This is a genomic window from Rhizobium sp. GCM10022189, from assembly GCF_042656325.1.
In the GTDB taxonomy this organism is placed as follows: Bacteria; Pseudomonadota; Alphaproteobacteria; order Rhizobiales; family Rhizobiaceae; genus Rhizobium.
Map to the genome: position 1 here is coordinate 60,703 of NZ_JBHSOR010000056.1, position 13,196 is coordinate 73,898.

A 13,196-nucleotide genomic window follows, 5' to 3' on the forward strand; every position below is an offset into this window, starting at 1 on the left:
TTGAAGCCTCTCACAACTGATCCTATAATGCAACTGGTTTTTCTGGCGGTTCTTCCTGCGGGGGCGGATATGGATATCGAAATACGGTCGGGCTGCCCGATCAACCTGACGATGGAGGTGCTGGGCGACCGGTGGAGCCTCGTCATCATCAGGGATATCATGTTCGGCAACCGCCGGCACTTTCGCGAGCTTCTGACGCAATCGGAGGAGGGGATCGCCTCCAATATTCTGGCCGCACGGCTGAAACGGCTGATGGGCTACGGGCTCATCACCAGGCTCGACGACCCCTCCCATAGCCAGAAGGCGATCTACAGCCTGACGGAAGCCTCCATCCAGCTCGTGCCGATGTTTGCGATGATCGGCGCCTGGGGGCGGCGGCATCTGCCTGTGAGCGAGGATCTGAGCATCCGCGCGGAACTCCTGGAAGAGGGCGGGCAGGCGCTGTGGGACGAGTTCATGGCCGACCTGCGGCGCATCCATCTCGACGATCCGATCGGCGGGGCGAACGGAACTGTCAAATCGCCGGTTCTGGCGCGGCTGACGGCGGCGTATCTCGCGGTGCGGGCGAGGATGGATGCGGCGGCAGGCTAATTCAGGCCACCACGGCCAAGCCCGGTGAAGCGCGCAGGCGGGCTATGTCGCGGGCCGGCGGTTCTCCAAAGTGGCGGCGATATTCGCGGCTGAACTGCGAAGGGCTTTCGTAACCCACAAGGAAGGCCGCAGTCGCGGTGTCGATATCCTGGGCCAGCATCAGGCTGCGCGCATCCTGCAGACGGAGCTGCTTCTGGAATTGCAGCGGCGTCATCGCCGTTACGGCGCGAAAATGCTCGTGCAGGCTCGACGGGCTCATCCCTGCTTCCGCGGCAAGCTGCTCAATGCTGAACCGTTCCCGGAAATTCTGCCCGATCCAGGCGATGGCGCGGCCGACCTGGGCCATGCGACCTTGGCTGGAGGTGATGTGGCGCATCCTGGCGCCGTCCGGGCCGGCAAGCAGGTGATAAAGAATCTCCTGCTCGGCAAGCGGCCCGAGCACCGGCAGCGCTGCCGGATCGTCGAGCAGGCGCAGCAGGCGCAGCGCCGCGTCGAGCAGACGGGCACCGGCGTCGGACACCGTCTTGCCGAGCGGCTGGCGGGGCGCTTCCGGCGGCGGCACGCGCAACGCCAGCTGCCCCAGCATGAGCGGATCGAAATCAAGGAACAGGCAGAGATAGGGCTTGTCAGGCGTCGCCTCGACAACCTGGCCGGTCGCCGGCAAGTCGTAGGTCACGATGCCGTAGCGGCCCGGTGCATATCTGAACGTGCGATCGCCCAGCGTGACCTCCTTCTGCCCCTGCGCGACGAGGCACATTTGCGGCCGGTAAACATTCGGCATCGGCATCGTCACCGTGGAGGATCGAGCAAGCGTCACCCGCTCGATGGGGGTGGCGTGGAAGCCATCCTTCGAGACGTGCCGGGCAATCACGGCAGCAATTTCGGTCAGTGTCTCCATGCGGCGACCATCGCATATGGGTGGACGGGCGGCAATGCGAAAGGCTGCATCTGGAGGATCGGGCATTAATTCCGGCGCATCAGGCTAACGGCTCGGCCTGGCTGCGCATCATCATGTCGGCACCGCCGGGTCACAGCACACCCGGCGGCAGAACAAGCAAGGAGCGATTATGACAATGGATAGTCTGAAGATCCCCCCGGTCGCACTGGGGACCTGGGCCTGGGGCGACAGCGGCAGGACCGGCGACGGCTATTTCGGCAGTCCCATGACACGGGCCGACCTGGAAGAGGTTGCCGACAAGGCGCATGCGGCCGGCTTCACCCTGTGGGACACCGCCATGGTGTACGGCATGGGCCGCTCGGAAACCGTGCTCGGGGAGGTGCTGAAGCGCTACGCCCGCAGCGACTACCAGCTCTCGACGAAGTTCACCCCGCAGGCTGCCGGAGCCGGCGACGATCCGGTGGCGGACATGCTGGAGCAGAGCCTGGCACGCCTCGGCACCGACTATATCGACCTCTACTGGATTCACAATCCGGCAGATGTGGCGCGGTGGACTCCTTGCCTGATCCCGTTGCTCAAGAGCGGGAAGGTCTTGCATGTCGGCGTCTCGAATCACAACCTGCGCGAAATCGAGCTGGCCGACCGGATTCTCGGAGAAGCCGGATTCCGGGTCGAGGCCGTGCAGAACCACTACAGTCTCGTCTATCGCGGCTCAGAGGATGCGGGCATCCTGGACTATTGCCGCAAACAGGGCATCCCCTTCTTCGCCTATATGGTGCTCGAACAGGGCGCCCTGAGCGGCAGATACAATCCGGAGAATGCGCTGCCGGAAGGCAGCAACCGGGCGGAGGCCTACAATGGCATGCTGCCCCGGCTGAAGGCGCTGACGGACAGGCTCGCCTCGATCGGCAGCAAGCACGGTGCGGCAGCTCCCGATGTCGCGACGGCCTGGGCCGTCGCCAAAGGCGCGACGCCGATCATCGGCATCACCAGGCCCGGCTACATCGATGGTCTGGTCCGGGCCGGCACCATGACGCTTGCCGGCAGCGATATTGCGGAACTGGAAGCCCTCGCTGACGCTGCCGGCGTGAACACCCGTGGCTGGTGGGAGCGGGAAATGTAAGCCTGAAGAGGGCGACGCTGCCGGAGCTTTGGCCGGCAGCGGCTCAGGCCGCAAGCGCGCTATAGTCCATCGCGTCGAGATCGGCGATCAGGCCGGGGCCGACGGGGTTCCAGCCGAGGATGCGGCGGGTCTTTTGGCTGGAGGCGGGGAAGTCGAGGCCGGCGAATATCGACATCCAGCCGAAATGTTCGGCGGCCTTTTCCGGCGCGACCGAGACGACGGGCAGGTTCAGGCCGCGGGCGAGGGCTTCGGCGATCTCGCGGGTGGCAATGCCTTCTTCGGCGACGGCATTGTAGCGGGCGCCGGGTTCGGCCCGCTCGATGGCAAGCCGGTAGAGCAGGGCGACATCGAGCAGGTGGCCGGCGGGGAAGCGGTTGCGGCCTTCGCCGACATAGGCGGATACGCCCTTTGCCCTTGCGATCTCGATCAGCGGCGAGACGAGGCCCTGCTTGAAGGTGTCGTGGACCTGGGGCAGGCGCATGACGGAGACGTTGATGCCGGCGTCGAGCAGCGCGTTGCCGGCGAGTTCCGAGGCGATGCGCGGGTTGGGATGTTCGAGATTGAAGACGTCTTCGCTTGCCAGTTCGCCGAAATGCGCATTGCCCATGCCGGTGCCGGAAGTGATGAGCAGCGGGCGGCTGGAGCCCTTCAGGGCCTCGCCCATGGCGGCGATGACGCGGCTGTCCTTCTGGCAATTTTCCGCGAAGCGGGAGAAATCATGGTCGAAGGCGGTGTGGATGACGGCATCGGCCTTTTCGACGCCGGCCCGCACGCTGTCGGGCTCCTCCAGCACGCCGCGGTGAACCTCGACGCCGGCTGCTTCGAGCGCCCTGGCGCCGGCATCCGAGCGGGTCATGCCGATGACATGATGGCCGGCCTTCAGGAGTTCCGGCACGATGGCCGAGCCGATGAAGCCGGTGGCGCCGGTGAGGAATATGCGCATAGGGTTTCTCCTTGTTGCTGATGACCCTGTTATTGCGCTATGCTTTATGCTGTTAAAGTAGTGACGTTATCCTATTATAATAGCTAACAGGCACGGCATGACGACCGACAGCAGCAACGCCCTTGGCACCTTCCTTCGCGACCGCCGCTCGCGCCTCGATCCGGCCGTGTTCGGCTTTTCCGGGCGGCGGCGCACGCCGGGGCTGCGGCGGGAGGAGGTGGCGCAGCGCGCCAATATCAGCCCGACCTGGTACACCTGGCTGGAGCAGGGGCGCGGCGGGGCGCCCTCGGCCGATGTGCTGAACCGGATCGCGAACGGGCTGATGCTGACCGAGCCGGAGCGCGAACATCTCTTCATCCTCGGCCTCGGCCGGCCGCCGGAGGTGCGCTACCGCGCCGTCGAGGGCATCAGCCCGCGCCTGCAGCGGCTTCTCGACACGCTGGAAGCAAGCCCGGCGCTGGTGCGCACGGCCGCCTGGGACATCGTGGCCTGGAACCGGGCGGCGACCGTCGTCATGACCGATTACGGCAAGCTCGCGCCTGACGACCGCAACGTCCTGCGGCTGCTCTTCTTCAATCCCGATGTGCGCAACATCCAGCACGACTGGGAGGCGATGGCGCGTTTCGTCGTCGGCGCCTTCCGGGCGGATGCGGCGCGGGCCGGCGCCACGTCGGAAGTGGCTGAACTGGTGGACGAGCTTTGCCGCTCCAGCGCCGAGTTCAAGCGCATCTGGGAGGAAAACGAGGTGATCGCCCATGGCGAGGGAACCAAGCGGCTGAGGCATCCCGATCTCGGCGATATCGAGCTGGAATATTCCGGCTTTGCCATCGACGGCAGGCCGGACCTCAACATGGTCGTCTACAATCCCGTCGATCCCGCCGTGGCCGAGCGCATCCGCCGGCTGGTGGCGCAGAGGAGCGGCAGCGTACCCGCCTGATGCGCCGTCAGGAGGGCCTGCGCAGGGTAAACACCGTCAGTTCCGAGGGCCTGCCGAGCCTCAGCGCAAAACCCGGCCAGAGCGCGGTGCCGTTGTTGACATAGAGCTGCATGCCGCCGACCTGGTAATGGCCGGAGACGAAGCCGCCGTTGGCGCGGGCCACCAGACGATCGAGGCCGAGCACCATGCCGCCGTGGGTGTGGCCCGAGAGCTGCAGGGCGACGCCCGCCTTGGCGGTTTCGGCCGCCATGCGCGGCTGGTGGTCGAGAAGGATGACCGGGGCTCTGGCGGGGGCGTCCTTCAGGGCCGCGGCAAGATCGGGATCGGGCATCGGCCTGCCGAAGGCCGAAAGATCGGTCACGCCGGCAATGACGATGCGGCCGGCCTCGCGCTCGATGACGGCGTGCGCGTTCATCAGCATGCGGATGCCGAGACTGGCGTCGTGCCGCATCCAGTCGTCGTAGCCGAAATAATATTCGTGATTGCCGGGGATGGCGAAGACGCCGTCGGGAGCCTGGAGCTTTGCCAGCGGGGCGACATCGGCGCGGCGCCTGTCGAGCCGGCCGTCGATGAAATCGCCGGTGACGACGATCAGGTCGGTTTTCAGGCCGTTGGCCTTCTGCACGAGGGTTTCGGCCCAGGAGGCCGGGAAGAGCCGGCTCAGATGCAGGTCGGTCAATTGCAGCAGGCGGTAGCCGTCGAAGGCTTCGGGAAGGTCGCGGATCGCGATCTCGACATTCTTGACGGGCGGGATGCGGATGGCGCCCGCGACGCCGAAGGCGGCAAGGCCGAGGGCCGCAAGCCCGATGGCATAGCGGATCTCTGCCGGCACGGCCAGAAACTGCCCCTGCACGAGGGTCAGCACAGCCAAGACGGCATCGAGCGCGATCTGGAAGACGGCGAGCAGCAGCGTCGCGCCGAAGAGGAAATTCAGCACGATGATGAGCGGGCGCGGATATTCGGGCGCGAAGACGGAACCCGAGGAGATGCGGTTGAGCAGCACCTGCTGGGAGGCGAGGAGAAGCAGGCCGGCAAGCAGCGCCTTGGCAGGCCAGATCCAGGGCAGGGGCAGGATGAACCTGACGAGCACGACCAGCCAGGGGAACCCGAGTATGAGATGAAACATCAATAGGCCTGTGATTATCGCCGGTTAGGGGCGGGAGCGGAGAAAGCGAATCCGGTTTTCGAAATGTGGTGTTTCCCGCCGCCGGCGCAAGGCGGCTTCGGGCAAAACTTGGCGCGGCCGCCGCATGGCCCTGTCCTTCTTCGTCGGGACGCTTCAATCCGGCCGGGAAAGGCTCTAGAGCATTTCCGGCGAAAACGGAGTCGCCTTCAATGCTCCAGCTTATTGTTTTCCCCGCAATTCCGGACGCAAAACCGGTTCCCACTTTTGCTGGAATTGTTCTAGTCTCGCCGCAGAGTCGATCGACAACATGAAAACAGGAGGGCACCGGCATGTCGGTGGAAAAAGTGGCTGTGATTACGGCGGGCGGCAGCGGCATGGGGGCCGAGAGCGCAAGACGCCTTGCGGCCGATGGCTACAAGGTCGCGATCCTGTCTTCCTCCGGCAAGGGCGAGGCGCTTGCCGGGGAACTCGGCGGCGTCGGCGTGACCGGCTCCAACCAGTCGAACGAGGACCTGAAGCGGCTGGTCGATGCGGCGATGGGCGCCTGGGGGCGCATCGACGTTCTCGTCAACAGCGCCGGCCACGGGCCGCGCGCGCCGCTCAACGAGATTACCGACGAGCAATGGCACAAGGGCATGGACGTCTACCTGATGAACGTCATCCGCGCGGTGCGGCTGGTGACGCCGATCATGCAGGCGCAGAAGAAGGGCGCGATCGTCAATATCTCGACGGCCTGGGTGTTCGAGCCATCGGCAATGTTCCCGACCTCGGCCGTCTTCCGCGCCGGGCTCGCCGCCTATACGAAGCTCTTTGCCGACACCTATGCGGCCGAGAATATCCGCATGAACAACGTGCTGCCGGGCTGGATCGACAGCCTGCCGGCAACCGAGGAGCGGCGCGACAGCGTGCCGATGCAGCGCTACGGCACGAGTGCGGAAGTGGCCGCGACGATCGCGTTTCTGGTGTCGGACGGGGCGGGCTACATTACCGGCCAGAGCCTGAAGGTGGATGGCGGGCTGATGCGGTCCGTTTGAGGCGGGGTGAAAACCCCTCCCACCTGTGGGGAAGGGTTTCTTACCGCCCGGCGTCACCTCTGCGATAGTCCATCGTCAGCTCGTCGAGCTTCGCCTTCACCTCGGGATCGAGCCCGTAATCGGCAGCCGCCAGCGTGTCGGCCAGCTGTTCCGTGCGGCTGGCGCCGAGGATGACCGAGGTGACGGCGGGGTTGGCGAGGATCCAGGCGACTGCGAGTTTGGGCAGGGGCTCGCCGATCTCTTCGGCGATGGCGCCGAGGCGGGTGATCGTGTCGAATTCGCGCTCGTGCCAGTAGCGCGCCTTGTACATGGCGCCGAAGGAGCCGACTTCGGCGGAGAAGCGGCCCTTGTCGGGAGATTGCGACTGGCGGTACTTGCCGGTCAGCAGGCCGCCGGCCAGCGGATTGAAGGGGATGACGGCCAGGTTTTCCTCCTGCGCGAGCGGCAGCAGGTCGCGCTCGATTTCGCGGAAGAGCAGGTTGTAGCGCGGCTGGGCCGAGACATAGCGGGCAAGCCGCAGCGTCTCCTGCCGGCCGATGGCGCGGGCGAGCCGGTAAGCCAGGAAATTCGACACGCCGATGTAGCGCGCCTTGCCGGAACGAACGATCGCATCCAGCGCCTCGGCGGTCTCGTCGAGCGGGGTTTCGGTATCGTCCGTGTGGACCTGGTAGAGATCGACATAATCGGTATCGAGGCGCTTCAGCGAGGCGTCGATCGCATCCATCAGGTGCTTGCGGGAGGTGCCGCGGTCCCATTGCTGCGGCCCCATCGGGAAGCCGGCCTTGGTGCCGACGATGAAATTGCTGCGCTTGCCCTTCAGCCAGCGGCCGGTGAATTCTTCCGCGCGGCCGACCTCCGTCAGATCGGCGCCGCCGGGATAGATATCGGCCGTATCGATGATGTTGACGCCGGCATCCGCGACCCGGTCGAGCATGCGGAAGGATTCCGCCTCGTCGGTCTGTTTGCCGAACGTGCCGGTGCCGATGATGAGGCGGGACACCGTCAGGCCGGTGCGGCCGAACTTCTTGTACTGCATGGGAACTCCTGGGGGCAAACCGCGTCAAGGGCGGCGGCGTTGAAATATAACGATCGCTATAATTGACGGTTTGCGGAGCCTGTCAAGTCTGTTATATAGCGGTCGCTATAGAAAATGTGCGATGGGGCAGGGCATGGCGCGACCTCGGGTTCTCGATATCGACAGGGCGATGGAGACGGCGACGAACTTCTTCTGGAAGAACGGCTACGAGCGCACCTCCGTCTCCGATCTCACGCAGGCGATGGGCATCACGCCGCCGAGCTTCTACTTCGCCTTCGGCAGCAAGGACGGGCTGTTTCTGAAGGTCTTCGAAAACTATCTGCGAACCCGCATGGGCCATGTCGAGGAGGCGCTGAAGGAGCCGACGGCGCGGGGCGTGGCCGAGCTGATGCTGACGCGCATGGCCGATCTCTATACGGGCGAGGGCCATCCGCCGGGCTGCCTTGCGGTCAATTGTTCGCTTGCCGGCGGCAGCGATCCGGGGCCGCTGCGCGAGGAGATGATGAAATATCGCGGCGGCCGGCGGGCAAGGCTGCGCGACCGGCTGCAGGCGGCGCGCAACGAGGGGGATCTGCCTGATGATGCCGATGTGGACGAGCTTGCGGGCTTCGTCATGAGCGTCGGCTGGGGCATGGCGCTCGACGCGCAGGGCGGGGCGAGCCGCGAGCAGCTTTACCGGACGGTGGCGCGGGCGATGAAGGCCTGGCCGGGATAGGCCGCATGGCTGGGCCATCCGCCTTCGGCCTTTGCGGCGGGGCCGCTTGAACTCTTCGGGTCCCGGCCTATTGTCTGGCAATGTGCGTTCCCATGCCCGCGCGACGATCAGGAAGGCCAGACGCCATGCGCAAGTTCACCGTGACCATCACGCGGGAGATCGAGGCCGATACGGCCGAGGAAGCCGCGCTTCTGCTCTATCAGGAACTCGCCAGGGAGGCGGCGCCGCTTCGCTATCTGGTGGCGGACGAGACGAAGCGGACGCGGACGGTGACGCTCGATCGGGACAAGGCGGACGAGTTTGCCGCCGTCGATCACACGGCCGATCCGGGGAACTGGTAGGCGCGGGGCCGGCGGCGGATATCCGGCGATGATCGGCGTTGGACTGCGGCGCGCGGCGGCCAGCGCGGCGCAGCCGATTGCTGAATCCCGCTCACAAGCCTTTCCCGTATTGCGCCGCTAATCCGGATAATCGGCCCGCGCTATATCCCGTCAGGCGTCTGGAGGCGCCTCCGTTTCCAACAGATTTGCAAGGGACAAGCCATTGAGAACATCAGGATTTGCCGCAACGGATGCGAACACGCCGTTGCAACCTTTCTCCTTCGATCGCCGCGCGTTGCGTCCGGAAGACGTGGCGATCGATATTCTCTATTGCGGGGTCTGCCACACGGACCTGCACATGGCCCGCAACGACTGGGGCTTTTCGGCCTATCCCGTCGTGCCGGGTCACGAGATCGTCGGGCGGGTGTCGGCCGTCGGCAGCGCCGTGTCGCGCTTCAGGGCGGGCGACAAGGTTGCCGTCGGCACGATCGTCGACAGCTGCATGGAATGCCCCAACTGCCGGCGCAACGAAGAGCAGATGTGCTACAAGGGCGTGACCGTCACCTATAACGGGCAGGACCGCATTACCGGCGAGACCACCTATGGCGGCTATTCCGACCATATCGTCGTGCGCGAGGAATTCGTTCTCAGCGTGCCTGACGGCCTGGATCTTGCGCGGGTCGGGCCGCTGCTCTGCGCCGGGATCACCACCTATTCGCCGCTGCGCACCTGGAATGTCGGCCCCGGCAGCCGGGTGGGCGTGATCGGGCTTGGCGGGCTCGGGCATCTGGCCGTGAAATTCGCCGCCGCGCTCGGGGCCGAGGTCACGGTGCTGACGCGCTCGCCGGGCAAGATCGGCACGGCGCGCGAACTCGGCGCCGACAAGGTGCTGCTGTCGACCGATGCGGCGCAGATGGAGGCGGCCGCCTTCGCCTTCGACCTGATTATCGATACCGTGCCCTACGAGCACGATCTCGGCCCCTATCTCAATACGCTCGATTCCGACGGCACGCTGGTCATTGCCGGTTCGCTGGTCGATACGCCGAAATTCTCCAACCTGCCGCTGATCATGGGGCGGCGGCGCATTGCCGGCACGCCGAGCGGCGGCATCCGGCAGACGCAGGAGATGCTGGATTTCTGCGGCCGCAAGAACATCCTGCCGGAATGCGAGACGATCGCCATGGGCGATATCGCCAAGGCATTCGAGCGGCTGGAGCGCGGCGACGTGCGCTACCGTTTCGTCATCGACATGGCGACGATGCCGGCCGCGCAGGCTGCCTGACGTTCCTGTTTTCGCATGTCGTTACCACAAAACCGCTGCACGCTTTTGTGCGACATGCGCTAGCGCCTGGGGATGGCGCGCAGCGCCTCGATGAAGACCGAAAGGGCCGGCGGCATCTGTCGCCGGCTCGGATAGTAGAGGGAATAGCCGGTGAAGGGCGTGCAGTAATCCTCCAGCACGCGGACCAGCCGGCCGCTCCTGATATGTTCGGCGGCGAATTCCTCGAAGACATAGACGAGGCCGGAGCCCGACAGCGCCGCCTCGACCATCATGTCGGAATCGTTGACCATGAAACTGCCCGATACTTTCACCTCGATATCGCGGCCGTTCTCCTCGAATTCCCAGGCATAGGGGCCGCCCATCGAGGCCATGTAATAGGTCACGCAATCGTGGCCGGCGAGATCGGCCGGGGTCAGCGGCACCGGATAGCGGGCGAAATAATCCGGCGAGCCGACGACGGCGGCGCGGATATCCGGGCCGATGCGCAGGCCGACCATATCCTTGTCGATACGCTCGCCGAAACGGATGCCGGCATCGAAGCGCGAGGCGACGATATCCTCGAACCGGTCGCCGACGATGAGTTCCACGCGGATATCCGGATAGGTACGGTGAAACTGCGGCAGGATGGGCATGACAAGCGATGTCGCGGCATGTTTGCCGGCGGTGATGCGCACGGTGCCGGAGGGCTTTTCCCTGAGACTGCCAAGCTCCTGCAGGCCGCGGTTGATCTCGGCAAAGGCGGGCTGGAGGGTGAGGAGCAGGCGCTCGCCGGCCTCTGTGGTCGCCACGCTGCGGGTGGTGCGGGCAAGAAGCCGCATGCCGAGCCGCTCCTCCAGCTGGCGCATCATGTGGCTGAGGCCCGAGGAGGAAATGCCGAGCCGGGCGGCGGCGCGGGTGAAGCTGCGCTCCTCGGCGACGATGACGAAGGCGGCGAGATCATCGAAATCGTGGCGTTTCATTATTGGCCCGGATTCAGAAGCGGAGCGGGATTGCTGGGACTTGCTCATCTATCTAGGGCGGCGGCGAGGGGGTGCGCAAGGCCGTGGAGCCTTGCGACACGGCGCTGAAATCCGGCAGCTGACGGGCGGGCGGCAGGTCTGCGGCCGGCGGCTATAGCGGCGCGGCCTCCGCCATCTCTTCGCGCTCCTGCAGGATGCGGTCGATCAGGCCCCATTCGAGGGCCTCTTCGGCCGTCAGGAAGCGGTCGCGGTCCATGGCGGTCTCGAACTCGTCATAGGATCGCCCGCAATGGTGCGCGTAGAGGCCGGTCATGCGCTGCTTGATCTTGCGGATCTCCTCGGCATGAATGAGAATGTCGGACGCCTGCCCCTGGAAGCCGCCGAGGGGCTGGTGGATGAGAATGCTGGCATTGGGCAGCGCCGCCCTTTCTCCCGGCTGGCCGGCCATCAGCAGGAACGAGCCCATGGAGCGGGCCGTTCCCATGCAGAGCGTGTGGACCGGCGCGCGGATGAAGCGCATCGTGTCGTACATGGCAAAACCGCTGGTGACGACGCCGCCCGGCGAGTTGATGTAGAGATTGATCGGCTTCTTCGGATTTTCGGCTTCGAGAAACAGAAGCTGGGCGCAGACGAGGGCGGAAACCGCATCGTTGATCTCGCCGTTCAGAAAGATGATCCGCTCGCGCAGGAGGCGGGAATAGATGTCGAAGGACCGTTCCCCTCTCGAGGACTGTTCTACGACCATGGGGACGAGCTGCATCGCTTCGCGCATCGGCGAACTCCTTTGTTGGACGCATGTCGGCACCGCAAAACCGCTTCACACTTTTGCGCGACATGCTTTGTTGGACGCATGTCGCCATCGCAAGACCGCTGCACGGTCCTGCGCGACATGCTTTTGTCTGACGCATGTCGTTGCCGCAAAACCGCTTTACACTTTTGCGCGACATGCTTTGGAAAATCGGTTCGGGCAGGCCTGCCGCGTCAGGCGGCGAGCATGAGCATCGGGCTGTTGCCGTTGGCGACGGTTTTTGCCAGCCGCTCGAAAGTCGCGCCGGTCAGCTCGTGGACGATCCGCAGGCTGGTTCCGCCCGAAGCGTTCGGGGCGATCGTGAAGGTGACGGTGCTTTCGAGATGGGGCGGGGCATCGTCGCGCAACCTGTAGCGGATTTCCCGGCCCGGCGTTTCGCAGACGGATTGCGGATCGGCAAGGGCTTCCTTCGGCAGCCATTTCTCGCGGAATTCCGCAATGCTGATCGCCCGCCAGACCTTTTCCGGCGGCGCATCCAGCTCATATTGCTGGACGATGCCGCTTTCCCGAGCCCGCGCCCTGGCCTTCACGTCGTTCATTGGTCCATATCCTTCAGCAAGAGCCTGAGAGCATCGATGCGGGCCGGCCAGTAGGCGCGGTATTTCGCCAGCCATTGGGCGATGAGGGCGAGGCCGTCCGGATCGACTTCGTAATTCACGAAACGGCCCTCCTTCTGTTCGCGCACCAGCCTTGCCTCCCGAAGCACGGCAAGATGCTGGGACATTGCCGGCTGGCTGATCTCCATGCCCTGGCGCAGCGCGCTGGCATTCATGCGGCCGGCCGCCAGCTTCTCGAAGATCGAGCGGCGGGTCGGGTCGGCGAGCGCGCGGAAAATCTCATGTTCCATCATGGACAACACATAAGCACGTACTTATGCGATTCGCAAGAGGCGTCGATGGTGCGCGAATGCCGCATTGAGCTTTGCCGCGGATGCCGCTATCAGGGGGGCGACGCCTGCGGGGATAGGGGAAAGATGCAAGGTCGGCTGGACAGGATCGAGCAATGGCTGGTGCGCGCTCTGTGCGCCATCGCGCTCGTTTTCGTCGGCTTTGCGCATCAGCTTCCCGCCGCCGCCGCGAACGACCTCAGCCCCGCCGCCCTTGCCCAATATGTGCTGCCCGACGGCACGCTGCCGACGCTCTGCGTGACCGTGACCGACGACAGCGGCAAGGAACACGGCAAGATCGCCCATCTCAATCCGTGCGAAGCCTGCCGCATCGGCGCTTCCGTGCTGCTGCCGCAGCCGGCCGACATTACCGGCGCGCCCATGGGCTTCGTGCTGACGGTAGAGCTGCCGCGCCGCGCGGAAGCCTTCCGTCGCGCGCTTTTCCCGCCGAATACCGGGCCGCGCGCCCCGCCTGCAAATCCGATCCTTGCCTGAACCCGCATTGCGGCCCAGGCCGTGATGCGTCCTGCAATCATGG

16 protein-coding genes are annotated in these 13,196 nt (G+C 65.2%); 8 read left to right on the forward strand and 8 right to left on the reverse strand.

The genetic code is table 11. From position 1 onward, the window contains the following. Window positions 1-69: 69 nt before the first annotated feature. On the forward strand, window positions 70-591 hold the full coding sequence (locus ACFPWW_RS26475) for a winged helix-turn-helix transcriptional regulator (RefSeq protein WP_377314018.1): 522 nt from the start codon (window positions 70-72) through the stop codon (window positions 589-591). 1 nt (window position 592) lies between these two features. Here ACFPWW_RS26475 and ACFPWW_RS26480 read toward each other — a convergent pair whose 3' ends face one another. Next, window positions 593-1,489: an AraC family transcriptional regulator gene (locus tag ACFPWW_RS26480; RefSeq protein WP_112571439.1), complete on the reverse strand. Its 897-nt coding sequence runs from the start codon at window positions 1,487-1,489 to the stop codon at window positions 593-595. A 169-nt stretch (window positions 1,490-1,658) separates the two neighbouring features. Here ACFPWW_RS26480 and ACFPWW_RS26485 point away from each other — a divergent pair, with 169 nt between their 5' ends. Next, on the forward strand, window positions 1,659-2,612 hold the full coding sequence (locus ACFPWW_RS26485) for an aldo/keto reductase (RefSeq protein ID WP_377314020.1): 954 nt from the start codon (window positions 1,659-1,661) through the stop codon (window positions 2,610-2,612). Window positions 2,613-2,655: 43 nt separating this feature from the next. On the opposite strand, the gene ACFPWW_RS26490 is transcribed toward ACFPWW_RS26485, so the two are convergent. Continuing rightward, on the reverse strand, window positions 2,656-3,555 hold the full coding sequence (locus ACFPWW_RS26490) for an SDR family oxidoreductase (RefSeq protein ID WP_377314022.1): 900 nt from the start codon (window positions 3,553-3,555) through the stop codon (window positions 2,656-2,658). A gap of 97 nt (window positions 3,556-3,652) precedes the next feature. Here ACFPWW_RS26490 and ACFPWW_RS26495 point away from each other — a divergent pair, with 97 nt between their 5' ends. Further along, on the forward strand, window positions 3,653-4,492 hold the full coding sequence (locus tag ACFPWW_RS26495) for a helix-turn-helix transcriptional regulator (protein ID WP_112571445.1): 840 nt from the start codon (window positions 3,653-3,655) through the stop codon (window positions 4,490-4,492). Window positions 4,493-4,499: 7 nt separating this feature from the next. On the opposite strand, the gene ACFPWW_RS26500 is transcribed toward ACFPWW_RS26495, so the two are convergent. Beyond that, a complete protein-coding gene (locus ACFPWW_RS26500) occupies window positions 4,500-5,618 on the reverse strand; it encodes a metallophosphoesterase (RefSeq protein ID WP_377314024.1) in 1,119 nt (372 codons plus the stop codon). Window positions 5,619-5,947: 329 nt separating this feature from the next. Here ACFPWW_RS26500 and ACFPWW_RS26505 point away from each other — a divergent pair, with 329 nt between their 5' ends. Further along, a complete protein-coding gene (locus ACFPWW_RS26505) occupies window positions 5,948-6,652 on the forward strand; it encodes an SDR family oxidoreductase (RefSeq protein WP_112571449.1) in 705 nt (234 codons plus the stop codon). Window positions 6,653-6,692: 40 nt separating this feature from the next. Here the strand turns inward: ACFPWW_RS26505 and ACFPWW_RS26510 are convergent, their stop codons facing one another. Next, entirely contained in the window at window positions 6,693-7,688 is a 996-nt protein-coding gene (locus tag ACFPWW_RS26510; RefSeq protein WP_377314026.1) for an aldo/keto reductase, read from the reverse strand. Between the two features lie 133 nt (window positions 7,689-7,821). On the opposite strand from ACFPWW_RS26510, the gene ACFPWW_RS26515 reads away from it, so the two are divergent. The 3 genes from ACFPWW_RS26515 (at window position 7,822) to ACFPWW_RS26525 (ending at window position 10,005) form a co-directional block, all read left to right on the forward strand. Then, the gene (locus tag ACFPWW_RS26515) at window positions 7,822-8,403 is read left to right on the forward strand and encodes a TetR/AcrR family transcriptional regulator (protein WP_377314028.1); all 582 of its coding nucleotides are present in this window, start codon (window positions 7,822-7,824) and stop codon (window positions 8,401-8,403) included. Window positions 8,404-8,528: 125 nt separating this feature from the next. After that, the gene (locus ACFPWW_RS26520; protein ID WP_112571455.1) at window positions 8,529-8,744 is read left to right on the forward strand and encodes a hypothetical protein; all 216 of its coding nucleotides are present in this window, start codon (window positions 8,529-8,531) and stop codon (window positions 8,742-8,744) included. A 202-nt stretch (window positions 8,745-8,946) separates the two neighbouring features. Beyond that, window positions 8,947-10,005, forward strand: coding sequence for an NAD(P)-dependent alcohol dehydrogenase (locus tag ACFPWW_RS26525; RefSeq protein ID WP_112571457.1), 1,059 nt, complete (start codon window positions 8,947-8,949; stop codon window positions 10,003-10,005). Between the two features lie 59 nt (window positions 10,006-10,064). Here ACFPWW_RS26525 and ACFPWW_RS26530 read toward each other — a convergent pair whose 3' ends face one another. From ACFPWW_RS26530 to ACFPWW_RS26545, 4 genes are all read right to left on the reverse strand, one after another. After that, the gene (locus ACFPWW_RS26530) at window positions 10,065-10,964 is read right to left on the reverse strand and encodes a LysR family transcriptional regulator (RefSeq protein WP_112759499.1); all 900 of its coding nucleotides are present in this window, start codon (window positions 10,962-10,964) and stop codon (window positions 10,065-10,067) included. A 151-nt stretch (window positions 10,965-11,115) separates the two neighbouring features. Then, window positions 11,116-11,736, reverse strand: coding sequence for an ATP-dependent Clp protease proteolytic subunit (locus ACFPWW_RS26535; RefSeq protein ID WP_112759498.1), 621 nt, complete (start codon window positions 11,734-11,736; stop codon window positions 11,116-11,118). A 209-nt stretch (window positions 11,737-11,945) separates the two neighbouring features. Then, a complete protein-coding gene (locus ACFPWW_RS26540) occupies window positions 11,946-12,311 on the reverse strand; it encodes an SRPBCC family protein (protein WP_112571463.1) in 366 nt (121 codons plus the stop codon). After that, on the reverse strand, window positions 12,308-12,622 hold the full coding sequence (locus ACFPWW_RS26545; protein WP_112571465.1) for an ArsR/SmtB family transcription factor: 315 nt from the start codon (window positions 12,620-12,622) through the stop codon (window positions 12,308-12,310). The genes ACFPWW_RS26540 and ACFPWW_RS26545 overlap by 4 nt, the downstream gene beginning before the upstream one ends. Window positions 12,623-12,745: 123 nt before the next feature. Between ACFPWW_RS26545 and ACFPWW_RS26550 the strand changes: the two genes are divergently transcribed. Next, the gene (locus tag ACFPWW_RS26550; RefSeq protein ID WP_112702877.1) at window positions 12,746-13,153 is read left to right on the forward strand and encodes a hypothetical protein; all 408 of its coding nucleotides are present in this window, start codon (window positions 12,746-12,748) and stop codon (window positions 13,151-13,153) included. The last annotated feature ends 43 nt before the right edge of the window (window positions 13,154-13,196 follow it).